Annotated in this window: 22 protein-coding genes; 4 read left to right on the top strand and 18 right to left on the bottom strand. The window is 54.6% G+C overall.

The genetic code is table 11. The features are described from left to right. Positions 1-110 precede the first annotated feature (110 nt). Together JJL52_RS11855 and JJL52_RS11850 are read left to right on the top strand one after the other, a co-directional pair. Entirely contained in the window at positions 111-524 is a 414-nt protein-coding gene (locus JJL52_RS11855) for a Dabb family protein (RefSeq protein ID WP_202052619.1), read from the top strand. Between the two features lie 261 nt (positions 525-785). Further along, positions 786-1,844 carry an NAD(P)-dependent alcohol dehydrogenase gene (locus JJL52_RS11850; protein WP_202052618.1) on the top strand — a complete coding sequence of 353 codons (1,059 nt, stop codon included), beginning with the start codon at positions 786-788 and terminating at the stop codon, positions 1,842-1,844. Here JJL52_RS11850 and JJL52_RS11845 read toward each other — a convergent pair. Then, positions 1,838-2,641 (bottom strand): alpha/beta hydrolase, encoded by an 804-nt coding sequence (locus tag JJL52_RS11845; RefSeq protein ID WP_202052617.1) that lies wholly within the window; start codon positions 2,639-2,641, stop codon positions 1,838-1,840. The two genes, JJL52_RS11850 and JJL52_RS11845, sit on opposite strands and share 7 nt — an antisense overlap. A gap of 64 nt (positions 2,642-2,705) precedes the next feature. Next, entirely contained in the window at positions 2,706-5,774 is a 3,069-nt protein-coding gene (locus JJL52_RS11840; protein WP_202052616.1) for a transglycosylase domain-containing protein, read from the bottom strand. 355 nt (positions 5,775-6,129) lie between these two features. Between JJL52_RS11840 and JJL52_RS11835 the strand changes: the two genes are divergently transcribed. Next, positions 6,130-8,412, top strand: a complete 2,283-nt coding sequence (locus JJL52_RS11835) for a Tex family protein (protein WP_202052615.1) — start codon at positions 6,130-6,132, stop codon at positions 8,410-8,412. 55 nt (positions 8,413-8,467) lie between these two features. Next, positions 8,468-9,052, top strand: a complete 585-nt coding sequence (locus tag JJL52_RS11830) for an exosortase system-associated protein, TIGR04073 family (protein ID WP_202052614.1) — start codon at positions 8,468-8,470, stop codon at positions 9,050-9,052. 49 nt (positions 9,053-9,101) lie between these two features. Here JJL52_RS11830 and rsfS read toward each other — a convergent pair whose 3' ends face one another. From rsfS to JJL52_RS11745, 16 genes are all read right to left on the bottom strand, one after another. Further along, positions 9,102-9,452 (bottom strand): ribosome silencing factor, encoded by a 351-nt coding sequence (rsfS, locus tag JJL52_RS11825; protein ID WP_202052613.1) that lies wholly within the window; start codon positions 9,450-9,452, stop codon positions 9,102-9,104. A 29-nt stretch (positions 9,453-9,481) separates the two neighbouring features. After that, positions 9,482-10,105 (bottom strand): nicotinate-nucleotide adenylyltransferase, encoded by a 624-nt coding sequence (nadD, locus tag JJL52_RS11820; protein WP_202052612.1) that lies wholly within the window; start codon positions 10,103-10,105, stop codon positions 9,482-9,484. Beyond that, positions 10,106-11,344, bottom strand: coding sequence for a glutamate-5-semialdehyde dehydrogenase (locus JJL52_RS11815; protein ID WP_202052657.1), 1,239 nt, complete (start codon positions 11,342-11,344; stop codon positions 10,106-10,108). It abuts the gene before it with no gap. A gap of 109 nt (positions 11,345-11,453) precedes the next feature. Further along, positions 11,454-12,449: a glucokinase gene (glk, locus tag JJL52_RS11810; protein ID WP_202052611.1), complete on the bottom strand. Its 996-nt coding sequence runs from the start codon at positions 12,447-12,449 to the stop codon at positions 11,454-11,456. A 2-nt stretch (positions 12,450-12,451) separates the two neighbouring features. Then, positions 12,452-12,907, bottom strand: a complete 456-nt coding sequence (locus JJL52_RS11805; RefSeq protein WP_202052610.1) for a DUF411 domain-containing protein — start codon at positions 12,905-12,907, stop codon at positions 12,452-12,454. 30 nt (positions 12,908-12,937) lie between these two features. Then, positions 12,938-14,005: a uroporphyrinogen decarboxylase gene (gene hemE, locus JJL52_RS11800; protein WP_202052609.1), complete on the bottom strand. Its 1,068-nt coding sequence runs from the start codon at positions 14,003-14,005 to the stop codon at positions 12,938-12,940. Between the two features lie 20 nt (positions 14,006-14,025). After that, positions 14,026-15,459: an SPOR domain-containing protein gene (locus JJL52_RS11795; protein WP_202052608.1), complete on the bottom strand. Its 1,434-nt coding sequence runs from the start codon at positions 15,457-15,459 to the stop codon at positions 14,026-14,028. Next, a complete protein-coding gene (gene aroB / locus JJL52_RS11790; protein ID WP_202052607.1) occupies positions 15,446-16,528 on the bottom strand; it encodes a 3-dehydroquinate synthase in 1,083 nt (360 codons plus the stop codon). The genes JJL52_RS11795 and aroB overlap by 14 nt, the downstream gene beginning before the upstream one ends. Beyond that, complete coding sequence (gene aroK, locus JJL52_RS11785) at positions 16,525-17,055, bottom strand: shikimate kinase AroK (RefSeq protein WP_202052606.1); 531 nt, start codon at positions 17,053-17,055, stop codon at positions 16,525-16,527. Before aroK ends, aroB begins: the two co-directional genes overlap by 4 nt. A gap of 178 nt (positions 17,056-17,233) precedes the next feature. Next, positions 17,234-19,558 (bottom strand): type IV pilus secretin PilQ, encoded by a 2,325-nt coding sequence (locus JJL52_RS11780; RefSeq protein ID WP_202052605.1) that lies wholly within the window; start codon positions 19,556-19,558, stop codon positions 17,234-17,236. Between the two features lie 17 nt (positions 19,559-19,575). Beyond that, positions 19,576-20,136 (bottom strand): pilus assembly protein PilP, encoded by a 561-nt coding sequence (locus tag JJL52_RS11775; RefSeq protein ID WP_202052604.1) that lies wholly within the window; start codon positions 20,134-20,136, stop codon positions 19,576-19,578. After that, positions 20,133-20,765, bottom strand: a complete 633-nt coding sequence (locus JJL52_RS11770; protein ID WP_202052603.1) for a type IV pilus inner membrane component PilO — start codon at positions 20,763-20,765, stop codon at positions 20,133-20,135. The genes JJL52_RS11775 and JJL52_RS11770 overlap by 4 nt, the downstream gene beginning before the upstream one ends. Next, a complete protein-coding gene (locus tag JJL52_RS11765) occupies positions 20,762-21,325 on the bottom strand; it encodes a PilN domain-containing protein (RefSeq protein ID WP_202052602.1) in 564 nt (187 codons plus the stop codon). The genes JJL52_RS11770 and JJL52_RS11765 overlap by 4 nt, the downstream gene beginning before the upstream one ends. Then, a complete protein-coding gene (locus tag JJL52_RS11760) occupies positions 21,325-22,386 on the bottom strand; it encodes a pilus assembly protein PilM (RefSeq protein WP_236994222.1) in 1,062 nt (353 codons plus the stop codon). The genes JJL52_RS11765 and JJL52_RS11760 overlap by 1 nt, the downstream gene beginning before the upstream one ends. Before the next feature lie 1,477 nt (positions 22,387-23,863). Continuing rightward, the gene (rpmE, locus tag JJL52_RS11750; protein ID WP_202052601.1) at positions 23,864-24,064 is read right to left on the bottom strand and encodes a 50S ribosomal protein L31; all 201 of its coding nucleotides are present in this window, start codon (positions 24,062-24,064) and stop codon (positions 23,864-23,866) included. Between the two features lie 93 nt (positions 24,065-24,157). Beyond that, a complete protein-coding gene (locus JJL52_RS11745; protein WP_202052600.1) occupies positions 24,158-25,510 on the bottom strand; it encodes an AmpG family muropeptide MFS transporter in 1,353 nt (450 codons plus the stop codon). Between the last annotated feature and the right edge of the window lie 20 nt (positions 25,511-25,530).

The raw sequence follows: 25,530 nt of genomic DNA, 5'->3' as shown, positions 1-25,530 counted from the left end.
ATCATAGCCGGTTTTATTGGCAATCTCACCCCGAGGGTTCCAATAGATCCGCATAATTTCTGGTACACTTGCAACCCTTCACACCCTTTTAAATTACAGGAGGTTAGTTCATGAAAACAGTCCATTTCAAACGCCTGGCCATTCTTTTAGCCACCCTCGGCCTCGGCAATGCCGCGCATGCCGAGCGGCCGGCGGCCCACATCGACGGCAAGGTGCATCACGTCGTGATCATCTGGCTGAAACAGCACGGCGATCCGGAAGCACGGCGGAAATATATCGAGGGCAGCAAGCGGCTGTCGAAACTGCCGGGCGTAGTCAGTTACGACATCGGGCCTGTCGCCGGCATCAAACGCGAACATTCGAGCCCGTCGGTCGACGATAGTTTCGACGTCGCGGTTTCCGCCACGTTCGAAAACAAGGAAGCCCTGGAAAATTATTCGAAACATCCGGAACATCAGAAGGTGATTCAGGAAGTCTTGAAGCCGCTGGTCAGTCATTATAAGGTTTACGATTTTGCGGATTGACGGCGGGTTTTGAATTCCATGTGTAGGGTACGCTGCGCGTACCTTTTTGAGTGTTTCCAGTAAATCAGCCCCCCGAGAAGGTACGCGCAGCGTACCCTACACTTTGCTCAACCGAATCCCGATGAATGCCGAGACCCCTTTGGCGTTTCTGTGCGGCTCCTCTATCCGCTAAAGAAAACGTGCTTTCCCGAAGTGGGATATATCCGATCCTCGCATATGTCGAATTTTAGAATCCCTATAAACCATTGAGAGGAAATTACTATGATCAAAACGCCCGCCTATGCCGCCGCCAGCGCCACATCGCCCCTGGCTCCGTTCACGATCGATCGCCGCGATCCCGGCACGCACGACGTATTGATCGATATTCTGTACTGTGGCGTCTGTCATTCCGATATTCATCAGGCGCGCGACGAATGGGGAGGGGCGATTTTTCCGATGGTGCCGGGCCATGAGATTATCGGGGTCGTGGCGCAAACCGGCAGTGAGGTCAGCCGTTGGAAGGTCGGCGATACAGTCGGCATCGGCTGTTTCGTCGATTCGTGCCGGCAATGCGCCGCCTGCGAGGCAGGCGAAGAACAGTATTGCCGGCGCGGCGCGAGCTTTACCTACAATTCGCGGGAACAGGACGGCCAAACGCCGACCTACGGCGGTTATTCGACCCGAATTACCATCGACGAATCGTATGTCGTGCGCATCCCCGAAGGCATTCCCCCGGAGCGCGCCGCACCGCTGCTTTGCGCGGGCATTACCACCTATTCGCCGCTGCGCCGTTTCGGTGTTAGTCCCGGCGACAGGATCGCGATCGTTGGACTCGGCGGCCTTGGGCACATGGGCGTCAAGCTCGGCAAGGCATTCGGCGCGCATGTGACCGTGTTGAGCCATTCGCCGGGCAAACGCGACGATGCGCTCAAACTCGGCGCCGACGATTTCATCGTGACCCGCGAAGCAGAAGCCTTTACCCAAAATGCCGGCCGTTTCAGTTTCATTCTCGATACGGTCTCGGCAATGCACGACTACAATGCTTACTTGAATCTGCTCGGCCTCGACGGCACCATGGTGTTGGTCGGCCTGCCCGGCCCTACTCCATTGGCCGCATGGCCACTGGTTACGGGACGCCGGCGCCTGGCCGGCTCCATGATCGGCGGGATTCGCGAAACGCAGGAAATGCTGGATTTTTGCGGTAACCATGGCGTCGCGGCCGACGTGGAGGTAATCCCGATGCAGAACATCAACGAAGCGTACGAACGGACGCTGAAAAGCGACGTGCGTTACCGCTTCGTGATCGATATGGCAAGTATGAAGCAATTGCCCGTTTACTGAGGAGCGATAAACTGCATCGCTTCCTGCCACCAGGGACGCCAGGACTCCAACAGCAGGCTGTTGTGCCCCGCATTTTCGAAACGCCAGAGTTTTTTTTTCGCGGGCAGCGTCTCGAACAAGGCGAGCGTGTTCCGATTCGGAATCACTTCGTCCCTCCCGGCCAGAACTACCGCAATGGGACCTTTGAAACCGCGCAGTCTCGCGACATTGTCGAATTTATCTCTGACCAGCCAGCGCGCGAGCAGAAACCAGTAGTGACGCTGCGCGACTTTTGCCATCGTATCGAACGGCGTAATCAGCAATAGTCCCCGAATCGGCACCTGGTGTGAAGCGGCAACCCCCGCCGCAACCCCGCTGCCGAGTGATTCGCCGCACAGGAACAAAGGCTCCTTGTACGCTTGCAGTGCCTGTTTCGCCGTCGCAATGCCGTCCTCGATCAATGCCGCTTCGGAAGGCGAGCCCTCGCGCGCGCCGTATCCCGGATATTCGGCGATCAGAACCCGAAAACCCAAGCGCTGCAAAGCCTCGATGTAATAGGTCCGGTGCAGCGCCGCGCCGGCATTGCCGTGAAAAACCAGCACGGTACCTTTCGGCTTTTCGACCGGTGTCCGGCTGATGATAGCCCGCCGGTCGTTGACCGACGGCCAAACTTGCAGGTCCAGTGCCTGCATCAATTGGTCCTGCTGCGCCGGAGTAAAGCGGGACGGGAAGTACATCATCTTGCGCTGCATCAGAAATGCCGCCAGCAGAATCAGCAAATAGATCAACAACAAGAACATCAGGCGGGAATGGTTCATGAAGCGGCAAGCGGGAATTGCGGACCAGCCTCCTGACTTGCAGCCCGCCCGGCCCGCCGCACAATTATTGCCCCGAAACCATCGCCATTTTCGGCTCCGGAAGAGTGTTTCCGCTACCATCGTCCACGGACCGATTCAACAAAGGCATCAACGTCGGCTTCAAGAAGCGGACGATCTGCACGGGCAGCGAACTGGTGAAATGATAGTCTCCAGCGTCTTTGCCTGCTACATAGGCGGTGATCACGCCGAAGAACCGGTCACCCATGAAAAAGGTAAACACGGCCGCACGGCTGATGAACTGCGAACCGATCATGTGGCCACGGGCATTGAACATCTCCTTGCGGTGATCCCCGGTACCGGTTTTTCCGCCTATCGGGATCACCTGGCCCTGATTATCAGTGTAAACTCCCTTCAGGCGCGCCGCGGTGCCGCCTTCGACAACGCCGACCATAGCGCTTCTGGCTGCCCGTGCCACCTCGGGCGGGAAGACGCGCTTCCCTTCGTTCGGCGTTTTATCCAGAATCGTTTCGTAAGGCGTTCCTTCCGCGAAGTGCAGATTTTCGAAGCGGACAGAGGGCATTCTAACCCCGTCGTTCAAAATGACGCCGACCAGATCGGCCAGCGCCGCCGGCCGATCGCCCGAGGCGCCGATCGAAGTCGCATACGATGGCGTCAACCTGCCGAACGGATAACCGACCTGCTTCCAGGCGGCATGGATTTTCTGAAATGCCTCCGCTTCGAGCATGCTCATAATGCGGTGCTGCTGCCCGGCCTTCTTCCTTTTGCTCTTCAACAGCCAGCGGTAGACTTCCAGGCGCTGCTTGGCGCTGGCCGCAATCACTTCCTCGCGGGTCGCCTGCGGATGTTCGGCCAAATAACCGGCCAGCCATAATTCGAGCGGATGAATCTTGGTAATATAGCCCTGATCCTGCAGGTCGAATTTGTCCGCCGAATATTTATCGTAAAGGGCGTAAATGTCTTCCTTGTCCAGGATCTGTTTCGGAAGATAGTTGCGCAAGAATTTGTTCAGTTGCTCCACGTCATGATCGGGATAAATCGCCCGATACAACATCGTCAGCCGCGAGGACTTCAGCCATACGCGCTTGGCGAGCATATCGAGACGTTCCGCTTCGCTTTTTCCCTGCACCTTGGCGAAAAAACGGCCAAGATAAACCTGCGCTTCCCGATCGGCAAACCGTTCGAGATATTCCTGGCGCTTTGGGCTTTCCGGATCGTCGAGCCAGCGCGCTATGCCATCAGGTCTGTACTGGTAATGGTAAACTATATCGCGCATCAGGCGGATGAATACCAGGTTGACCGAATCGCGGAGCGCATCCCGCACCGACATGATCTGATAGTCGTCGCTCTTCTGGAAATTATTGAAATGGTGAAGTCCGCCGCCGGTAAAGAAATATTCACCCGGGCTGGCCGAATATTTACGGTCCAGCGCCTGATCCAATATCGTCTGCAGGCCGATTTTGGGCTGCGCTTTCAATTGGGTAATGACCCAGTCGCTCAGATAGTCCCGGGGATGCAGCACCACTTTATTCAATTCTTCCAATGACTGGCCGTGGTACTGCTGATAAAGCTCCGCGACCAGTTGTAGGTAAAGCACCATCGTGCGCAATTTGGAGGTAGAGCCCAAATCCAGGCGGATTCCCTCATTGATGTCGAGCGGCTGGTCCAGGTTGTCGGTCTGCACGCGCAAAAAATTGCCTTTCGGCGTTTTTTCGAACAACATCAAGCTATAGACAACACGCGACAGGTCGACGTTTTCATTCAGCCGCCGCTCGCCGAAAGCGCCGGCCGCTCGCGCCTCCTCGGGATCGCTGAGCTTGCGCAGGGCGGTCGCCACGGCTTGCTGAGTATTGTAATCAATCGTGGTCTTGGCGGTTAAATCCAACCGGTCGAGGTCATAAATCGTTTTAACATTCAATGCCTGCGCGAGCCGGGCGCGCAATACGGCTTGCGTCTTTTTTTCGGAAACGAATTGCGTAACAGGCATCGATTCTGCAGGCAGCGGCTTGAGCGTCTCGGCCTTTAAGGCCCGGTCGCGCAGCGCCCCGGAAATCACGCCGGCATCGGCCATCAGCCTAAGATAGCTATTCGCCAGCGTCTGCAGGGCATGAAAGCCCGGCCCCAGAAAATGGGAAGGCCGCCTTTGCGACAAGAGAATGCAGAGCACCTGGCGGAAAGCGGTCGCTTGCCGGTCGGTAACGCTTTCTCCGGAGTTTTGCGTTGCCGCGCGCAGCAGGTTGTTCACCTCGTCGAAATCGGCGCCGAACCAGGCCGCCAGGCCATCGCCCAAGCCATGCACTTCGCCTACTTTCGGCGCAGCCGACAGTGGCATCGAATTAAGGTAGGCCAGCGCGATCTGGCGGCGCATTTCGCGGGTATCGGCTCCCCACAGGTAAGCACGGATCGAGGCCGATCCCATCTGACGGAATTTGTCGATGACGGAATTGGTATAACCATTGGGGGAATGCCGGTATTTTTCGATCTGGGTCGCCAGTGTGCTGCCGCCGGGCACATTCTTATCTACACCCAGCTTGTTGGCGACCATCTGCAGGCTGGCATAACCCAGGCGGTCCCATTCGACGGCCGGGTTCAAAGTTACCTTCGCTTCATTCAGCAATTCGCGGTTTTCGATGAACAGCAAGGTATAGAGCACTAACGGCGGTATCGACTCGAAACTGGGATAACCATGGTTGGGGTAGGTGTTTCTGAAAATCAGCTGGTTGGTCTGATCGTAGATCTTGAGGCCGGCCTGGGTCTTTTCGTGATAGATCGAAAAAAAACCGTCGTCGACCAATTGGGTCAGCATTGGCGAGGAGACGGCCTGGGCAGATACCGAAAACCCGGCCTGGGTCATCCGGTCGACCGCTTCGGGCAACAAGGTATAGCCCATGCGCTGGTCGTACGGGCCGTATTCGGGGTAGCGTATCGACGGGCTCGGGCCCTTTTCAAGTCTGAAGCTGATCCGTTTGCCGATGTTAGAGAGATAGTGCGCCTGATACCGCGAAGTTTCGACCTCTTCGCGTACAAATTTGACGACTGCAATACCGACTATCAGCAAACCTGCCAATAGGCCTAACAGCACTATTTTGGGTAAAATTCGTCTTTTGTTCTGCATCGCCGGTCGCGCCTTAGGCGCGATGTCACCTCTGGTTATTATTGATCCGAAGCGTCGTCATGTTCGACAACCATTCAAGGCTTCCTATATTTTTGCAATTGGACAAGCAGCAGAGCTATAGGTTCGGAATGTTTCGATTTTCCAAACGCGGCTGACTGCTTGCGCTGTTTACGCCAAATTATAACAAATTAAAATCTCAATGCCGAATTAGGAACACCTCGCTGTTGCCAATAAACAACAACACTTGCGCTATCCGAGAGCCCGAAATCCTAAATGCGGTTTCAGAAAAATTTCCTCAACCGCTGACCCGCGCTTACTGATAAAATTTGCCGCTTTCAACCAAACAGCATTCGAAATGGACGTTAATCAACGCATCGCCGAAGAACTCGCCGTCAATATCCGCCAAGTCAATGCCGCTGTGGCACTGCTCGATGAGGGAGCGACCGTGCCGTTCATCGCCCGCTACCGCAAGGAAGCCACCGGCGGTCTCGACGACACACAACTTCGAACCCTCGAAGAGCGTTTACTCTATTTACGCGAACTGAACACCCGGCGCGCGGCGATTCTCGACAGCATTCGCAGCCAGGATAAACTGACGCCGGAACTGGAACTGGCCATCAACGAAGCGGATACCAAAACCCTGCTCGAAGACTTGTACCTGCCCTACAAGCCCCGCCGCCGCACGAAAGCCCAAATTGCGCGCGAAGCCGGCCTCGAACCGCTGGCCGATGCGATACTGGCCGATCGCAGCCTGATCCCCGAGCAATTCGCCGCCGGCTTTATCGACCCCGAAAAAGGCGTTGCGGACAGTGCCTCCGCGCTGGAAGGCGCCCGCCAGATTCTCATGGAACGCCTGTCGGAAGATGCCGAACTGCTGGCCGACCTACGTGAGAGAACCTGGGGCAAAGGCATCCTGCATGCGACCGTGACGCCCGGCAAGGAACAGGAAGCGAGCAAATTCCGCGATTATTTCGATTATCAGGAAGCGATCAATAAAATTCCTTCGCATAGGGCGCTGGCATTGTTGCGCGGACGCAACGAAGATTTGCTGACGCTGACCCTAAAACCGGCCCAGGAGGAACAGCAGGAACACGATCTCTGCGCGCAGTTTACCGCTGGGCGGCTCGGCGTAACCGGCACCGATAAACCGGCCGATGCCTGGCTGGTCGAAACGGCGCGTCTCGCCTGGAAAATCAAATTGTTCACCCGCATCGACCTGGACTTGAAAATGCGGGCCCGGGAAGCCGCCGAACAGGAGGCGATCCGAGTATTTTCGAGCAATCTGCGCGATCTGCTGCTGGCCGCGCCGGCCGGCCACAAAGCCACGATGGGCCTCGATCCCGGTATCCGTACCGGTGTCAAGGTCGCAGTCGTTGACGCAACCGGGAAAGTGCTCGCGACCGACACGATCTACCCTCACCCGCCTCGGAATGCCTGGCATGAATCGATCGCGACCCTCGCCCGGTTGATCGAAAAACATCAGGTGCAGCTGGTCAGCATCGGCAACGGCACCGGCTCGCGCGAAACCGACCAGTTGGTCGCCGACTTGCAGAAACAGCACCCGGAATTGAGATTCAGCAAGATCGTCGTCTCCGAGGCGGGGGCGTCGGTTTACTCGGCCTCCGAATTGGCCGCGAAGGAATTTCCCGAGCTCGACGTCTCCCTGCGCGGCGCGGTTTCGATCGCGCGCCGTCTGCAGGATCCTTTGGCCGAGCTGGTCAAGATCGAGCCGAAATCGATCGGCGTCGGCCAATACCAGCACGATGTGAACCAGGTACAGCTGGCGCGCGGTCTGGATGCAGTCGTCGAGGACTGCGTGAACGCGGTCGGCGTCGACGTGAACACCGCTTCCGCCCCGCTGCTGAAGCAGGTCTCCGGCTTGTCGCAAAGCGTCAGCGAAAACATCGTCGCCTACCGGGATGAGCACGGCCCGTTCGCAAACCGCGCGCAGTTGAAAAAAGTGCCCCGCCTCGGCGAAAAGGCTTACGAACAGGCGGCCGGTTTCCTGCGCATCACAAACGGCGACAACCCGCTCGATGCCTCCGCGGTGCATCCGGAAGCCTATCCGGTCGTCGAAGCGATCATCAAGGACACCGGCAAATCGATTCGCGATCTAATCGGGCAATCTCAAATCCTTCGGCGGCTGGATCCGGCCCGTTATACCGACGCCCGATTCGGCGTGCCGACCGTGACCGACATTCTGCGCGAACTCGAAAAACCCGGGCGCGATCCGCGTCCCGAGTTCAAAAGCGTGCAGTTCAAGGCCGGCGTCGAAAAGATCACCCATCTTGAACCCGGCATGCGCTTGAACGGCGTAGTGACCAACGTCGCCAATTTCGGCGCCTTTGTCGATATCGGCGTGCATCAGGACGGCCTGGTGCATATTTCGCACCTCGCAGACAATTTCGTCAAGGATCCGCGCGAAGTCGTCAAAGCCGGCGACATCGTCGAAGTCAAGGTAATCGAGGTAGACGTCGAGCGCCAACGGATCGCACTATCGATGAAATCAGATGCGGAAGTCAACCGTGCACCGAAACGCGAAACCGCACCTCGAAAACCTCAGGGAAAATCCGCTCCGCCCGCGCCGCCGATGCGGGGCGCCATGGCGAATGCGCTGGCGAACGCATTAAAGAAGTAAAGAAAAAATGCTCTGCTATACTTGCTGAAGATTAATACCTAGAGCAGGATCAGATATGATGACTTTCTTCCGTTCTTTTGCCTCCTTGTCGCTCGTTTGCCTGGCAATCGGCTATGTGCCTCTGACGAAGGCGGAGCCGGTGACTCAGGCGTGGGATATCGATGCGCCTTCGCCCAAAATCCCGACCAAACCGCAGAGTTACGGCGAACGCATCAGCGAGAAAGCGGTCAGCAGTTTTGCCAATCTGGCGACGGGCTGGCTCGAAATGCCCAAGAACGTGATCAACACGACTAATCAAAGCAATATCATCTACGGTTTTACCGGCGGCCTGGCGAAAGGGATGATTCATACCGCAGGCCGGATGGGTGTCGGCATCGCGGATTTGATCACCCTGCCGCTCGCCACCAAACCGATGATCTATCCACTGTATATTTGGGAGGATTTCGATGTCGATACCAATTACGGTGACGTGATGCGGCTGCACGAACCGCCAATAAGAACGCAGGAAACCGCGCTTCCGCCTATTCCGCAGGCCGCCCCGCCTGCTGCGCCGGCCTCCGCACCCGTGGCGCCGATGCAGTATCCGACCGACACCAACCGCAAGATCGATGCGATTTTCAACAAAGAGATGATGAAATAACGCACCGCATCCCTCCCTGCCTGCGCTCACGCAGGCAGGGAGCAAAACCCTAAACCGCCTTCCCGGCTTCTTTGGGCTGATCCACAGACCAGAGTTTTTCGAGCTGGTAAAACTCGCGCGACTGCGCGGTCATCGCATGCACGATCACATCGCCCAGATCAAGCAGGACCCAATCGGATCCCAAATCCCCTTCGATACCGAGCGGCTTGACGCCGGACTCGGCGAGCTTCTCGACTACATAATCGCACAGCGCCTTTAAATGGCGGTCGGAAGTTCCGGTCACCAGCACCATGTAGTCGGTAAAACTGGTCTTGCCGCGGACATCGAGCGTAGTGATGTATTTGCCTTTCTTCTCGTCCAGTACGGTCCGGACGACGTTCAGTATTTCTTCTGCTTGCATTCGTTTTCCTAAATTCGCCGATCCGGGGATCAGGCGTTTTGATAAAGATGATGACTCTGAATATAGTCTAATACGGTATCGGGCAATAAAAAACGGGGATCGCGTTTTTCGGCGATCATTTTCCGTATCGCGCTGGCCGAGATGTCCAGTTGGGTAATCGGCTGGAAAAACAGCTTGCCCGCTTTGTATCGGGCCAGTTGCCCTGCTTCGAAAACTTGCCGGGCATCCCAAAAATCGTTCTCCCATTGCACCGGGCTACCGGGCCGGGTCATCACGACGACATGCGCATAGTCGAACAATTCGCACCAGCGGTGCCAGGTTGTCAGCCCGTTAAAGGCATCGCTCCCGACAAACAGCAGGAGCGGCTGCTCCGGAAAATCGCTCCGCAGCGAACTTAGCGTATCGATCATGTAGGACGCCCCGTCCCTGTCCAGCTCGCGGGTATCGATCACCACATTGGACAATGTACAGGCAGCAAGCTGCAACATTTCAAGCCGCATCGATGTGGAAGCGGAAGGTTCGAGCCGGTGTGGCGGGGTCTTGTTCGGAATCAGCCGCACTTGATCCAGGCTGAAGATTTCGCCGACCTCGATAATGGCGCGCAAATGGCCGAAATGCACCGGATCAAAGGTACCGCCGAAAATGCCGATCATTTATTGACGGATATGGCCGTCGCCGAGCACGATGAATTTCAGAGTCGTTAAACCCGCCAGGCCGACCGGTCCGCGCGCATGCAGCTTGTCGGTGCTGATCCCGATTTCGGCGCCCAGGCCATACTCGAAACCGTCCGCAAAACGGGTCGAGGTATTCACCATCACCGAGCTCGAATCGACTTCCCGCAAAAACCGCCGCGCCAAGGTGTAATTCTCAGTCACGATCGCGTCGGTATGCTGAGAGCCGTAACGGTTGATATGGGCAATCGCCTCATCGATGCCGGCCACAACCCTGATCGACAAGATCGGTGCCAGGTATTCGGTGCCCCAGTCCTCTTCGGTCGCGCGCTTTGCGGACGGAACCAGCGCACCTGTTTTCGGGCAGCCGCGCAATTCCACGCCTTTTTCCCGATACTGCTCGGCCAGCACCGGCAAGACCCGTCCAGCAATCGCTTCCGCGACCAACAGCGTTTCCATCGCGTTGCAGACGCCGTACCGGTGGGTTTTCGCATTGACTGCGATCCTGACCGCCTTGTCGATGTCGGCCGAATCGTCGATATAAACATGGCAAATTCCGTCCAGATGCTTGATCACCGGGATCGTCGCCTGGTTGGAAATCCGTTCGATCAGGCTTTTGCCGCCGCGCGGAACGATCACATCGACGTAACGATCCATCGTGATCAGTTCGCCGACCGCTTCGCGGTCCGTCGTTTCCACGACCTGAACCGCCTCCTTCGGCAATCCGGCCGCCTCCAACCCTTCGGCAATGCAGGCGGCGATCGCCTTGTTCGAATAAATCGACTCCGAACCGCCGCGCAGAATGCAGGCATTACCCGCTTTCAGGCACAAGGCGGCTGCATCCACCGTCACGTTCGGGCGCGACTCGTAAATGATTCCGATCACTCCGAGCGGCACACGCATCTGCCCGACCTGAATCCCGCTTGGCCGGTAGTTCAGATCGGTGATTTCGCCGACCGGATCCGGCAATGCCGCCACCTGCCGCAAACCGTCGATCATCGTTTGGATCGCCTTCGGCGACAGCGTCAGCCGGTCCAGCGACGCCGTGTCCAGACCGCTCGCACGGCCGGCGTCGAGATCCTTGCCGTTTTCCGCAGCCAACAAATCACGACGACTGTCGAGCGCCTCGGCGATTTTCGATAACGCCAGATTCTTCCGGCCCGTCTCGGCCCGGCTGATTTCCGTTCCGGCTTGCCTGGCCTTGATCCCAAGGCTCTGCATGTATTCTTTAATATTCAAAATCGATGCCTACTGATTTTTTTTCGAATAAACCGGCCATTATATCGGTTCCCCGATCCGGGCAACAACATTAAAAATAGGAAGAGTATGCTCAGGAGCCCACGGATGCCCGGGCGGCGAAACCCAATGCGCCTAACAGGCCGATTTCCTGGTTGATGCAGACTTTGACCGGAATCTGCTTCAAAGCGGTACGGTAACGGCCTTTTTCCAGATAACCCTCCATAAAATCGCCGCGGATCAATAGCGGCAAGATCTTGGGCGCAATCCCGCCGGCAAGATAAATGCCCGCATAGGGCAGGCATTTGAGCGCCAGATTGCCCGTCTCGGCACCATATATCCGGCAAAACAGCGACAAGGCCGCGACGCTCAGCTCATCGGTGCCGGCCACGCCGGCTTCGCCGATCACCGCGGCCGGATCGGATTCCATCATCCGCTCCTCGAGCCCGGATTGAACAGGGGCATGACCGATCTTCTTCAAGAACTGGTAGATATTGACCACCCCTTCGCCGGACAGCAATCTTTCATAGCTGACATGGCCGGGATATTTTTCCCACAGATACCGCAGCAAGGCGACCTCCTGCTCGCTTCCGGGCGCAAAATCGGTATGTCCCCCTTCGCTAGCCAGCACCTGATAGGCTTCTCCGTTCCAGGCGATGATCGCCTCGCCGAGGCCCGTGCCCGCCGCAAGCACCGCACGATTGCCGTGCGGCGGCGCATCGCCGCCGGCATTTAATGTCACGAAATCCGCTTCCGGCAAGTCCAAGATGCCCCAGGCGGTCGCTTCGAGATCGTTCAACAGCCGTACGTTCGGAGTCCCGACCAAGGCGCCGATTTCACGCCGGAGCAGAACCCAGGGCAGATTGGTCGCTACACAGTCGCCGTCGACGATCGGGCCGGCCACGCCCAGGCAGGCCGAGCTGATCGTCCGTCCGTCGCAATCCGCTAAAAAATGCTGCAACAGGCCGGTAAAAGTGGGATGATCCAAGCTCGCATAGCGTGTTTTTTTAACGCAGCGCCAATTTTTTCCTTCCGATTCGAAAAGCGCCAGAATCGTCTTGGTGCCGCCGACATCGCCTGCCAGTATCATGGTTATTTGCCGGGGTAATGGTTGAAGACTTCAAAATGTTTTTCCTTGTCGAAGCTCACGATGTCATAGGGATCGACTCGACCGCCCATCTCCATGCCCGGACTGCCGGTGACCATGCCCGGGACGGCAAGGCCGGTCACCTTGGGTTTGGTTTTCAGCAATTTCATGATATCGGCGGCCGGTACGTGCCCTTCGACCACATAGCCGTCGACAATGGCGGTATGGCACGAAGCCATTTCCTTCGGCACCCCGTAGCGGGCCTTGATCGCCTCCATATCGTCGGTGATGTTGTCTTTGACGTTGAAGTTGTTTTGCTTCAGATGGTCGATCCATTTTCCGCAACAGCCGCAGGTCGGACTGCGATAGACGGTCACCTCGAGCGGTTTATCTTCCGCATAGGCGACGGCAAACGAAAACGCCGCGATAAAAATCCCCAAAACGATCTGAATTGCTCTCATGGAATCACCTCACTGGTGTGAAATCGGATTTTATGACTGATGGTAAGCCGGACTGAAACGATGCACCGCGTCGACCATCGCACCGACATGGTCCGGATTGATGTCCGGCAGAATCCCGTGGCCGAGATTGAATACATGACCCGCCCCGGAACCGTATTGTTCCAGGATAATTCTGACTTTTTCGGTGATCACCTCCGGCTTGGCGTACAGCGCAACCGGATCCATATTGCCCTGCAGGGCCACTTTATCGCCGACGCGGGCGCGCGCGCGGCCGATATCGGTCTGCCAGTCCAGTCCGAGCGCATCGAAGCCCGCTTCGGTCATCGCTTCGAGCCAGAGCCCGCCGCCTTTAGTGAACAAAATTTTCGGGATTTTCCTGCCTTCAGCTTGGGATTTCAACAGCCCGGCCACGCGTCTCGCGTAATGGAGCGAAAACGCCTGATAATCTTCGGTCGTCAGCATGCCGCCCCAGGTATCGAACACCATCACCGCCTGTGCTCCGGCGGCAATCTGCGCATTCAGATAGGCAGCAACCGCCTCCGCAAGTTTCTCAAGCAGCCGATGCATCAAGGCCGGCTCATCGTACATCAAGGCTTTGATTTTGCGGAATGTCTTGCTGCCGCCTCCCTCGACCATATAGGTGGCCAATGTCCAGGGACTGCCGGAGAAACCGATCAACGGCACGCGGCCGTTCAATTCGCGCCGGATCAGGCGTACCGCGTCCATCACATAGCGCAGCTCAGTTTCCGGGTCCGGAATGCCGAGGCGATGAATATCGGCGGCCGAAGTAACCGGTCTGGCGAATTGCGGTCCCTCCCCTTCGGAAAAACTCAATCCCAGCCCCATCGCATCGGGCACCGTGAGAATATCCGAAAACAGAATCGCCGCATCAAACGCAAAGCGCCGTAAGGGCTGCAGCGTCACTTCGCAGGCCAGTTCGGGATTCGTACATAATTTAATGAAACTGCCCGCCTCTTCCCTGACTTTGCGGTATTCGGGCAAATACCGGCCCGCCTGGCGCATCATCCACACCGGCGTCCGCTCGACGGGCTCTCTTAACAAGGCTCTGAGAAAGATATCGTTTTTTAGTTCTGTCATTCGCTCTGAAATCTGTGGATTTAGTGGTTTGGTGCGCTGGTTGAATCCAAGGCTTGGGCACGCGGAAAATCGCTTCTGATCGCGCCGAACTTCCGGATCACGGAAGATTTAAACTCGGCCGGCAGCGTGTTTTTGGCTTTTTTTGCCGATTCGGCATCCGCAAAGCGGCCGTACATCAGCACGAATTTTTCTTTTCCTTTCGATAAAGAGCGCACAATGCGCAAGTCCGGCTGCAATCCGGCATGGCGGGCGACGACGGCCCGCATGGAGGAGGCTTTCGACAACACCATCAGCTGCAGCGAATAGTCGTTCTCGGGCTGCGCAGCCAGCCAGGAGTCGCCATCCTCGACAGGCGCCCGAACAGCCGGCTCTTCCGTCGAAGTCGGCTCCGGAATAGCGTCCTGCCGTTTCTCTGTTTCCGAAGGACCATCCGCCGCAAAAGGGACGGCAGAAGCCGCAGTCGGTTCCGCTCCCGAATTGCCGACAATTTGGCCGGCTTTTTGATCATTCGCGGGCGGATCAATTTTCCGAGGCTCTGCCGGATCGGAACTTGCGGCATATTTCAGTAAATTGCCGACGGGCAGGCTGACAACAGGCTGTTCGAAATCGAAATGCTCAGCTCGCTGGCCAGTTTGAGCCATAGCGCCATTTTTTTCGCTGATTGGCCTTGAGGCTGTGAGCCATTGGGTAGAAAGCGCGAGCAATACCAGACACACGACAGCAATAACCAGAACGGTCAAAGGATCCTTGCTTTCTTTGGGCTTGTTGAGTTCCGGAAAGTGAGTGAGAATTCTGGCTGGAATGCCATGCGAATCCCGGTAAACCGCCTCGGTAATATCGTCCGCCCCCCCCTTTCCGAACCGCAGCGAATTTGTGAGTGAGGCAATATGCTGGATGAAATCGCGGCATTCCTTTTGAAGAAAAGGCTTTGCTTCCACCAGATAGCAGTTCTCGATCGCAGGATCGGTATAATGCTTGATATGCCACTGATCGTGCGTCAAAACAAAAAGCAGGCGCAACTCCGAATGCGTTTCGGCATATTGGATCAATCGGCCGATAAGGCCCGGCGAGATGTCGCCGGCATCATCGACAGCCAGAACGACAGTGCCGGAAAAAACCGGCGAGTCCTTTTTGCTCACCGCTTCGGTCCGCTGATGCCTTAGCAAAGGCCCTATGCGCTCTTGGACCTCATCGAAAGTAAGGCCGCCATGCCCTTTCACCGAGCACCAGCGCAATTCATCCTTCAGACGCTGCTGCAAAACCTCCAGCAAGCCGGTTTTGCCGACGCCTTCCGGTCCGCACAGCACGACGGCCTGGCGGGTATTCGCAATCAAATGACGGAGCAGCTCGAGATTTTGACTCCTTCCCGGTGTGATCAGGAAGCGGGGCGGAACCGCTCGATCGTCTCTCCGCATAGATTTGACTTGATAGGTCTCACTATCAATTTCGACCATAGCCGTTCAATGTCGATTCCAGCAGGGTACGTTCCACATAAACCGGCAACGTAGCTCTACCGATCTTCTCCAGCAGGATCAGGCGAATTTGACCGTCCAGATTCTTTTTATCGACCGCCATCAGTTCAAGAAAACGCTCGGTATCGAGTCCAGCCGGAGGAATCACGGGCAAACCGGCGCGCCGAAGCAAAACGCCAATTCTTTGAACCTCCTGCTCGGTCAACCAGCCTTTGCGCATCGACAGATCGGCCGCCTGACAAATGCCGATCGCCACCGCTTCACCGTGCAGATAGGCGCCGTACCCCGTACCGGTTTCAATCGCATGGCCGAACGTATGTCCCAAATTCAACGTGGCCCTGACTCCGCTTTCGGTTTCGTCTTCGGCAACGATCTCGGCCTTGTTTCGGCACGAATGTTCGATGGCGTAAGCCAACGCCTGTTTGTCCCGCGCGCAGAGCGCCTCGATATTTTCCTCAAGCCAGACAAAGAAATCGGCATCCCGAATCAGCCCATACTTTATCACCTCGGCAAGACCCGCCGCCAGTTGACGGTTATCCAGCGTATCCAGCACGTCGGTATCCGCCAATACGCATTGCGGCTGATAGAACGCGCCGATCATATTTTTACCGAGCGGATGGTTCACCCCGGTTTTGCCGCCAACCGAAGAATCGACCTGCGCCAGCAAGGTAGTCGGAATTTGCAAAAATACGATCCCGCGTTGATAACAGGCTGCGGCGAAGCCGCCCATGTCGCCGATCACGCCGCCACCGAGCGCGATCAAGGTCGCGTTACGGCTGAATCTGGCCGCCAGCAGGGCGTCGAAAACCCGGCTCAACGTTTCCAGCGTCTTATACTGTTCGCCGTCGGGCAAAATCACCGTTTCAACCTGATAAGAGGTTAAGTTTTGCCTTACTTGATCGAGATAAAGCGGCGCCACAGTTTCATTGGTCACAATCAGGACTTGTTTGGACTTAATATGAGCCGCATACAAGTCCGGTTGGCTCAAAAGCTGCGAGCCGATATAAATAGGATAACTCCGGTTACCCAGTTCGACATGAAGATGTATCATTCTGAATTGGAATTGAATTTTCTGTAGTGCTCTAAAATGCGATTGACGACGGCCCTGCTTTGCATCACGCCGGTATCGACTTTAAAGTCAGCACAGGTGAGGTAAAGGGGCTCACGTTCGGCATAAAGGCTTTCCAGACGGGCACGGGGATTATCGGTTCTCAACAGAGGACGCTGCGTGTCTTTACGGGTCCGTTCGAGTATCCGGCCGACCGAACATTTCAGATAAACGACAAAACCGTTTTCCTTCAGCAAACGCCGGTTTTCTTCGCGCAAAATAGCACCGCCGCCGGTTGCCAGAACAATGCCGTGCATCTGGGTGAGCTGCCGGATCATTTTCTGTTCGCGGTCCCGGAACCCTTCCTCGCCTTCGAATTCGAAAATGGTCGGAATATTAACGCCGGTCGCTTCCTCAATCGCCTTGTCGCTGTCATAGAAAGGCAGTTTCAGCGTTTTTGCCAATTGCCGTCCGATCGTGGTTTTGCCTGCGCCCATCAGGCCGATTAAATAGATATTTTCAGATCGCATGGCGTATCGCTGCGGTGTCCGTTCTACCGGTTAAAAATATGCCATTATGCCTGTTTTTTTTAAACAAGATCAATTGGCGGGACGAAATTTGTTTCGCAAACCTAATCTTTAAGGAAAAACAGCTCGAAAATAAAAAAGGGGACTCCATGCCCCCTTTTCTACCTGATTCTGAAAATTGCTAATTATTGGCTAATATATCCTTGACGATTTTTGGCGTGACAAACACCAGAAGTTCGCGTTTATCCTCCGAGTTGACGGTTCTCTTGAACAAAAAGCCGATACCGGGCAAATCTGCGAAAAAAGGCACCTTATTCAATTCATTGGCCGTCTCGCCTCTATAGATACCGCCTAAAACAATGGTTTCCCCATCGTTTACCAGCACGTTGGTTTTGACGGAATTGATATCTATTTTCGGGCGCCCCAAAACCAATTCGGTCGTCGGTTCGTCGCGCGTAATGACCAGATCCATATTGATGCTGCCGCTCGGCGTGATCTGAGGCGTGACATCGAGCGCGAGTAAGGCGTCGATGAATTGCACGTTGGTGCCGCCATTGCCGCTTTGGGTTTCGTAAGGGATTGACTGACCCGAAGTAATCGTTGCCTGGCAGCGGTCCGTAGTCATGACCCGCGGATTGGACAGAATTTGCGCCTTGTTTTGATCCTGTAATGCCGATAATTCGAGATTCAGCACATAATCGGCCCCTCTCGCCAAGGTCATGCCCAAAGCGCCGTAAGGATTGGATTCCGTTGCGAGATCCACAATCGTATCCTGTATCTCCCCGATATTACCGTCAGCATCGGGTTGTGCATTACTGAAAGAATGGGTTCCTGCCCCGCCGAGCGCAAAATTTTTGCCCGAACCGACCTGCGCCATTTTCGCCACGCCGAATCTGACGCCCAGCTCGCGGGCAAATACACTTGACGCGATCACCACCCGGGACTCGATCATCACCTGTCTGACCGGAATATCCAGCTTACGAATCAGTTTTTTGATTTCATCCAGCCGTTTGGCCGTTTCTCTGACAATCAGCGTATTGGTTCGCGAATCGACCATGACGGTGCCGCGTTCCGTCAACATATTCAGCTTCTCGCTTGGGTTTTGCCCATAACCCATTCCCGATGTCATTCCCGCCCCCGGAGACATGCCGCCTCCGCTCGCCATTTGCTGTTGTGTTTTCTGATCTTGAGCTTGCCCAGCGACACTGGATGCGGTCGAGGCATTCGACAAAGCTTTCGAGATGGTATTCGAGCCTTTTGCAAGCCCGCACACGGTATTCCCTCCGCTATCCTTTCCATTGAGAAGATTTTTGAAATTTTCCGCCTTGGCATAGTTGATCTTCAGATACTCGGTCACCAAGGGATCGAGCTGCTCGATGACGACCTCTTTCTCCCGTTGTTTTTCCTTATAATCCTTGATCTTGCCGACCGGAGCGACGAGCGTCACGTTACCGGTCTCGTATTTTTCCAAGCCTTTGGTCATCATGATGAAATCCAGCGCTTCATCCCACGGAACATCGTCCAGTTTTACCGTTACCGTCCCCGTCACATCGTCGCCAGCCACCACATTTTGGCCGGTAAATTCGGACAATACCGCGATCACGCTGCGTATATCGATATCCTGAAAATTCAGCGACAACCTATCGCCGGTGTATTTGTCGCGCTGGCTCTGAATTACCTCTTTTTCGGCAGGAGTCAATGGGCGAAACTCGACTGTCAACAATCCTTCGGACTGAAATAACGAGTAATCATATAACGGGCTTTGCAGCGACACGGTGACCGTCGTTTCCTTGGCCGTTGAAGCGGCATCGATATACTTGACCGGCGTCGCAAACTCGGACACATCCATACGTTTACTCAAACGGCCCGGCAACTGCGTATTCATGAAACTTATCACCACATTGCCGCTTTCTTCCCGCGTGTTCACCACCGTATTGGGATTGGCCAGCGACACCAAAATCCGCCCTTCGCCCTTATCCCCCCGTTTAAAATCAAAACCGGTAATCGACTGCTGAGGAATCAATTGGCTGGTGATGGCAGCAGCGCTTGGCGTAACCGGCAGTGAATTTACGGAGGATGTCGCAGGGACGGATTTTGCATTGGTCAGCGTTAACAAAACTCTCCGTCCGTCCGTTTTAGTATCGAACGGAGCGGACTCCGTTAAATTCAGCACGACACGCACCCGGTCGGCTGCTTCCGCGACATACAGGCTGTTGACCACGCCCTGGTTGATCGGATAAGTTTTTTTCGGCAGACCGTTCTTGACTCCCGAAAAATCCAACGCAATCCGGGCAGGATTATCGGTCTTGAATACTCTCGGCGCGACAGCCGGACCGTTCATTTCCAACTGGATCTGCAGCTTGTCTCCTGCCTGCGTCGCCACATCCACCTGAGTAATTGCCAGTTCGGCGGCTTTTACGGATGCATTCTGCGCGATAAATAAAACCAGGCCGGCGCCAAAGATCCTTATTATTTTCATCAAAAAGCCATTTTGTTGATTAATCATCTTTTTGTCCTCGAAAATCATTCTGCCAAAGCCAATGAGGCTTGCTGTTCGCGCCATACTCCCGGCTTATCGGAAATCAATTCCATCACTTCTATTCTATCGCCGAGAATACGAATGATTTTTCCGTAATTCTTGCCTATATAATTTCCGACTCTGACGCGATAAACCGTGCTGTCGCCGGCTTTAATCAGCCCCCATAAGCCGTCCTTCATGCTGACCGTGCCGACCATTCTCAAACTGTCGAGCGGAAAGGCTTCCAATTCCTCCTTAGGGCGCGCCAGATCGGGCCTAATACCGGAACCGGCGGCCGCCACGGCTTCTGCCTGCTCAGCCGTTTGTTCCAACGGGATAAACGGATCGCGGAGGCCGTCGGGATTGAAAATAAAGGGCTCGACCACTTTGATTCCCGGCAGCGGCTCGATCGAGCCTTTCGGCTTGGCTTTTTCGGCGGTGATAAAGGCCTGCAAATCGGATAAATCTTCGTTCGCACAACCCGAAAGCAATGCGGCGCCGAATAAGCAGAAGACAGACACCCACACGCGCCTGTGCGTCAATAAAGGTAGCTTACGGGATTTCATTTTTTAGCCCCCTTTCTTTTCTTCTTGTCAGCAGCGCCGGCGGACTGTGTATCGGTGTCTTCCTTATAAGTTTTGACGACCGCATCCATGACCATTAATTGCTCGCTGGATTTCTCCATGGGTAAAATCGCTACATTATGGACTGTCACGATTCTTGGCAGCGAGGCCAAGCCGCTGACGAACAAGCCCAGTTCCTCGTAATGGCCAACGACTTGAATATCGATTGGCAATTCGGAATAAAACTCTTTCTTGATCGGAAGGGCAGGCTTGAACAAACGAAACTCCAGGCCGCTCGCCAAACCGGTCTGCGAAATATCGACTAGCAGGCTGGCAACTTCTTCCTCGGTAGGCATTTGTTTGATCATTTCTCCGAGGGCACCCCGGATTTGCTCCAACTGTTTCACATATTCCGGAAGATTGACCGCTTTCATCTGTTTGTTCGCAAAGGTTGTCTTCAGCTCGGCTTCCTTTACCTCCAAACTCTCAAGCTGATCCAACTGATCCATCGTATCGTAATAATAGCCGCCGCCCATGACCAAAAGGCACAAAATCAGGATAAGACCTGCTTTGATAGGCTGCGGCCAAGTTCCCGAAGCTTCGAAGTCCCAATTGATTTCGGAAAGGTTCATAACGGTTTCTCCGCGCTTTTGGCACCCTGGTTAGCGGTCATCGTAAAATCGCTCGCATGCTCCACTTCTTTTTTATCCGGAGACTGGATCACAACGACTTTGGGAGAATTCATCCATTTAGAGGCTTCGATCGCCCGCATGAACGCCGAGACCCGGGCATTGGATTGGGTTTTTCCGTTGAAAGTCAGCGCAGAACCGATTTGCGTCAACTTGGTCAGATAAATTCCGTCCGGGGTAACTTTGGGGATTTCATCAAAAAGATGCACAATCTCGGGCCGGCTTTCCTGCAGCTTCTGGATCACGTCGATCTTGGCCAACAATTTTCTCTTGGTTTCCTCGATGTCGCGAATCTTCGCGATTTGCACATCCAAAAGCCGGATCTCCGTCTCCAAAAGCTGGTTCCGCTGGCTCTGATATTCTTTCAACCCTTCGATATAAATATGCACGGCCACAATCAGACCAATGGTTAGCAACACCGATACGCCTATCGCCGCAATAAAATCTTTTAATTTTTGCTTACGCAGTTCCTCGCGCCACGGGAGTAAATTAATTTTCGCCATCAGTCAAAACTCCTCAAAGCCAAACCGCAAGCGATCATCATCGCCGGGGCATCGTTACTCAAACCCTGCGGCCTGACTCGATTCGATAACGACATATTCACAAACGGATTGGCAATATACGCCGGCACGCCCAGGCTTTGCTCCACTAATTTGTCCACGCCGGCGATCGAGGCACACCCTCCGGCAAGAATAAGGCTATCGATGCCGCGATTAGCGCTGGATGAGACGAAAAATTGCAGCGACCTCGCGATTTGCTGTACCATCGCCTTTTTGAAAGGCTCCAGCACATCAACAATATAATTGTCGGGCAATCCTCCCTGCCTTTTCGCCACCCCTGCTTCTTCATAGGAAAGCCCGTAACGGCGTTGAATTTCTTCGGTCAACTGCTTGCCGCCAAAGCCTTGCTCGCGGGTGTAGACCGTACGCCCGTCATGGAGGACGTTCAGTGCCACGACCGAGGCGCCGATATCGGCAATCGCGACTGTTTTACCCTTTACCGAATCCTCAAACTGATCGGCAAGCAAAATAAACGCATTTTCCATCGCAAACGCTTCCACATCGACGATCTTCGCTTTTACTCCTGCCTTCTGCAAAGCCGTAACCCGATCACTGACATTCTCTTTTCTTGAGGCTACCAGCAAAACATCCACCATTTCCGGGTTATGTTCATTGACCCTTTGTATTTCGAAATCGAAATTGACCTCATCCAGCGAGTACGGAACATACTGGTCGGCTTCCATCAGGATCTCCTCTTCCATTTCCTCATCGGACAGAGAGGCCGGCATCGTAATGATTTTGGTCATAACCGAAGAGCCCGAGACCGCTACAGCCGCCTGCCTCAGCCTGGTGCCAGACTGTTTGATCGCAGCTTTGACCGCACCGGAAATAATATCGACATTCGTGATATTCTTATCGACTACTACATCTTTGGGCAAAGGAGTCACAGCATAGCTCTCAACCCGATAGCGCGATCCGGATTTACTCAGTTCCAGCAATTTGATCGATGCCGTGCTGATATCAATGCCAAGAACCGCATTCTGCTTCTGATCAAACAAGCTCATGATAGATCCCAAAAAATTTGAACATTAACATCATTCATATCTCGAAGTGCCTGTATTTACTGATACTAACAGCCGTGAGGAAATGATCGGTCCTCAACTTGAGTTGCCTAACGAAGTATAGTAGCGATTTTTAAATTGGCCGGGGAAAATACAATTTATCGTACACCAACACCGAATGCTTCACAGCTCCTGAAACGTTAATATTTTATGTAGATTAGCTTATTTTTCTGGTGGATGCATCACATACTTAATAAAATAGAATAATAGCTTCAACGAATCCGTATTCTTCCGAAAAAGCAAGCGACTGATGGCCGAATTGCAGCCTACCGAAATATCGATAGCGGGTAGCGCACTAAACGAGACATCCCCAATTGAAAGCCGGTGGTGGATGTAAGGACTGAAAGTCCGGATACGCGCCAACTCAACGACGCGTCTTCGTCGGCTTCCATTCTCTGAGGCTATCGTTCGGATTCGACTCAAAGTGCTGCTCCCGATACAGCTTGATCATCGCTTCCGTCCTCTGCCCGACCGTAGCGCAGAATCAGCCCCGCTCCCAAAAGTGCCGCCCCGTAACGCATTTTCAGGTGCGGAAATGCTTCAAACCGATCATTCGAAGTTCGGCCCTGAATCCGCCAGGATTTCACTGGACGCCAGATTCGGCGGCACATCGACAAAATAACAGGGCTTTACTGGCAATATCTCGGACAAATCCGAATCTCCAATGTCTCGCCCGTTTAGCGAGCGATTTCTCTGGCCTGTTTTGCAACCTCTCCTCTCCGAGCCTGATAGCGATCTTTTGTTACCCCAACAAAATGCTATTCACGCTAGAAAACCGTAGGGCTCCCGCATCTGTAATCCATCCCCTACTTCCTGGCGCGCTATTTTCACAGCTACAGCTAACCGGCTAAAGCCGGTGCGGTGGTTTAAATCTTAATTACTGGCGCAATCGGGATGAAAATCAAGGATAAGCAACCGATTAAAGGAATACGCAGCTTCAATCGGCGCGCGGAAAGCCCCGTATCGACTTCAATAGCGGCTTTAAGGTAAATAGGCTTACAGCGAGAGCATCCGATCCGGCCCCAGACAGAAGACTGGGGTAAGGAAAAAGCTTCTTTGATCGGGCTTTTCGAGCATATCGAACGGCAGGGTTTTGATAGAGCTTCAGGAAGAATTGCGCCGTCCGTTCGAGAACACCTGATACGTCCCTTCACGCACGGATACCCTACCTGTGCTGTTTGACGAAAAGAATGGGAGAGGAAAGAAAGATGTTTCCGGAACGAACCGGAAGAAACCTTATCCGCGCTTGGCGGTGGTTTTTTCTGTCAGATACGACCGACTAAAATGCAGCGGCCGGAATCAACCTGTGAAGAGAGCAATGGCGGCTCGACCGAATAGGTCGCCAAAACGGAATTCAGAAGCCCAAAACCCATTTGGCAATTTCTTTATTGCGTAAATTGCACGAACCGCCCGCCCGAACTTATTTACCGTATTTTTTACGGAATTTGTCGACTCGGCCCGCTGTATCGACGACGCGTTGCTTGCCGGTGTAGAAAGGATGGCACGAAGAACACACTTCGATCAACAGGTCTTTGGAAAGAACGGACCCTGTTACAAAAGTATTGCCGCAGCCGCAAGTCACTGTAATTTGTTTATAGTTTGGATGAATTTCTGGTTTCATAACGCTTCACATTACCCGCGAGGGCCACATACCGTTTAAAAAGCCCTCTATGATAAGGCTTCCATTCTGTTTTATCAACCAGATTTTAATGCTTTACGGACTTTGTGCAAGCATCCGGGTGCGCCGCTCACGGCTGATCAGGAGCAAAACCAGCGAAATAGCGGGCAATCCTACCGCGGAGGCATAAATGAAAAAGATGTAATAGCCGTAATGATCGACGACCAACCCGGCAAACCCGCCCAAAAACTGCGCAGGCAGCGTCATCAGGGAACTGAACAAAGCGTATTGGGTGGCGGTGTAAGCAGTGCTGGTCAAACCGGAAAGATAGGCGATAAAAACCGAAGTAGCGAGCCCCCCGCTCAAATTATCCGCGCTGATCACCGCAGCGAGCAGGAGCTTGCTGGGCTCGCTCAACGCGAGCACCGCAAACAGCAGATTGGTCGCTACCACCATCACAGAACCCAACAGCAACGGCCGCATGACGCCGTACCTGACGACTAACACACCGCCCAAGGCAGCACCTGCGATCGTCATGAAAAAACCGAAAACCTTGCTGATTTCGGCAATGTCTTTTTTGCTGAATCCCAGATCGAGATAGAACGGATTGGCCATCACCCCCATCGTAATGTCGCTCATCTTGTAAACCGCGATCAGCAGCAGAATAAGCAAACCGGTTCTGCCGTTACGGCTGAAAAATTCGACAAAAGGACTCAATACCGCATCGGTGACCGCAGCCATTGTTCTTTGCCAGAAAGAAGCGCGTCCGGACACGCCCAAGGCGGATTCCAGCCGGCCTTCAACTTTGCGCGCCGACTCGACCCGCCGATGCTCGGGCTCGCGCAACGTCAGCGTCGTCAATATCCCGACCGACATCGCAGCCGCCATCACCGAATAAGCCGAATTCCAGTTCGAATACTCGGCGATATAAAACGCGCCTGCGCCAGCCGCCAGTAAAGCGATACGGTAGCCCAACACATAAGCGGCCGCCATCGCGCCCTGGTAGCGCGCGTCGGCCGTTTCGATCCGGAACGCATCGATCACCACATCCTGGGTTGCCGAACAAAACGCCACACCCACCGCAAACAGCACAAAGAGCTGCAATTGCGTATGAGAATCAAGACTCGCCATCCCCGCCAGCCCCAAGGCAATCCCTATTTGCGCAAGCAACATCCAGCTACGCCGCTTGCCCAGAAAGCGAGTCAGCACCGGTATCGGTAACCGGTCGATCACCGGCGCCCAAAAAACCTTGATCGAATAGATCACGCCGACCCAGCTGAAGAAGCCGATGACAGTGCGCTCGACTCCCTCATCCCGAAGCCACGCCGATAAGGTGGAAAACACCAACAGGAAAGGCAAACCCGCGGAAAAACCAAGAAAGACCATACTTACAACGCGCGGCTGCAAATAGATCGCGAAAGCCGTCTTCCAGCTTTTATCTGCCGCCATCGGGCTTTACCTGAAACAAG

The sequence above is a fragment of the Candidatus Methylomicrobium oryzae genome (assembly GCF_016745425.1).
GTDB classification, from domain to species: domain Bacteria; phylum Pseudomonadota; class Gammaproteobacteria; order Methylococcales; family Methylomonadaceae; genus Methylomicrobium; species Methylomicrobium oryzae.
The sequence above is the reverse complement of the archived record's forward strand: the minus strand, read 5'-3'. Positions and strand labels throughout refer to the sequence as shown.

What these genes read in the sequence shown, in the direction of transcription:
- nadD (WP_202052612.1), bottom strand. Translation starts at nt 10,105, where the DNA reads ATGATCGGCATTTTCGGCGGTACCTTTGATCCGGTGCATTTCGGCCAT.
- JJL52_RS11745 (WP_202052600.1), bottom strand. Translation starts at nt 25,510, where the DNA reads ATGGCGGCAGATAAAAGCTGGAAGACGGCTTTCGCGATCTATTTGCAG.
- aroK (WP_202052606.1), bottom strand. Translation starts at nt 17,055, where the DNA reads ATGCGATCTGAAAATATCTATTTAATCGGCCTGATGGGCGCAGGCAAA.
- JJL52_RS11770 (WP_202052603.1), bottom strand. Translation starts at nt 20,765, where the DNA reads ATGAACCTTTCCGAAATCAATTGGGACTTCGAAGCTTCGGGAACTTGG.
- JJL52_RS11760 (WP_236994222.1), bottom strand. Translation starts at nt 22,386, where the DNA reads ATGAGCTTGTTTGATCAGAAGCAGAATGCGGTTCTTGGCATTGATATC.
- hemE (WP_202052609.1), bottom strand. Translation starts at nt 14,005, where the DNA reads ATGACAGAACTAAAAAACGATATCTTTCTCAGAGCCTTGTTAAGAGAG.
- rsfS (WP_202052613.1), bottom strand. Translation starts at nt 9,452, where the DNA reads ATGCAAGCAGAAGAAATACTGAACGTCGTCCGGACCGTACTGGACGAG.
- JJL52_RS11815 (WP_202052657.1), bottom strand. Translation starts at nt 11,344, where the DNA reads ATGCAGAGCCTTGGGATCAAGGCCAGGCAAGCCGGAACGGAAATCAGC.
- JJL52_RS11780 (WP_202052605.1), bottom strand. Translation starts at nt 19,558, where the DNA reads ATGATTAATCAACAAAATGGCTTTTTGATGAAAATAATAAGGATCTTT.
- JJL52_RS11805 (WP_202052610.1), bottom strand. Translation starts at nt 12,907, where the DNA reads ATGAGAGCAATTCAGATCGTTTTGGGGATTTTTATCGCGGCGTTTTCG.
- JJL52_RS11850 (WP_202052618.1), top strand. Translation starts at nt 786, where the DNA reads ATGATCAAAACGCCCGCCTATGCCGCCGCCAGCGCCACATCGCCCCTG.
- aroB (WP_202052607.1), bottom strand. Translation starts at nt 16,528, where the DNA reads ATGATACATCTTCATGTCGAACTGGGTAACCGGAGTTATCCTATTTAT.
- JJL52_RS11835 (WP_202052615.1), top strand. Translation starts at nt 6,130, where the DNA reads ATGGACGTTAATCAACGCATCGCCGAAGAACTCGCCGTCAATATCCGC.
- glk (WP_202052611.1), bottom strand. Translation starts at nt 12,449, where the DNA reads ATGATACTGGCAGGCGATGTCGGCGGCACCAAGACGATTCTGGCGCTT.
- JJL52_RS11845 (WP_202052617.1), bottom strand. Translation starts at nt 2,641, where the DNA reads ATGAACCATTCCCGCCTGATGTTCTTGTTGTTGATCTATTTGCTGATT.
- JJL52_RS11765 (WP_202052602.1), bottom strand. Translation starts at nt 21,325, where the DNA reads ATGGCGAAAATTAATTTACTCCCGTGGCGCGAGGAACTGCGTAAGCAA.
- JJL52_RS11840 (WP_202052616.1), bottom strand. Translation starts at nt 5,774, where the DNA reads ATGCAGAACAAAAGACGAATTTTACCCAAAATAGTGCTGTTAGGCCTA.
- JJL52_RS11830 (WP_202052614.1), top strand. Translation starts at nt 8,468, where the DNA reads ATGATGACTTTCTTCCGTTCTTTTGCCTCCTTGTCGCTCGTTTGCCTG.
- JJL52_RS11775 (WP_202052604.1), bottom strand. Translation starts at nt 20,136, where the DNA reads ATGAAATCCCGTAAGCTACCTTTATTGACGCACAGGCGCGTGTGGGTG.
- JJL52_RS11795 (WP_202052608.1), bottom strand. Translation starts at nt 15,459, where the DNA reads ATGGTCGAAATTGATAGTGAGACCTATCAAGTCAAATCTATGCGGAGA.
- rpmE (WP_202052601.1), bottom strand. Translation starts at nt 24,064, where the DNA reads ATGAAACCAGAAATTCATCCAAACTATAAACAAATTACAGTGACTTGC.
- JJL52_RS11855 (WP_202052619.1), top strand. Translation starts at nt 111, where the DNA reads ATGAAAACAGTCCATTTCAAACGCCTGGCCATTCTTTTAGCCACCCTC.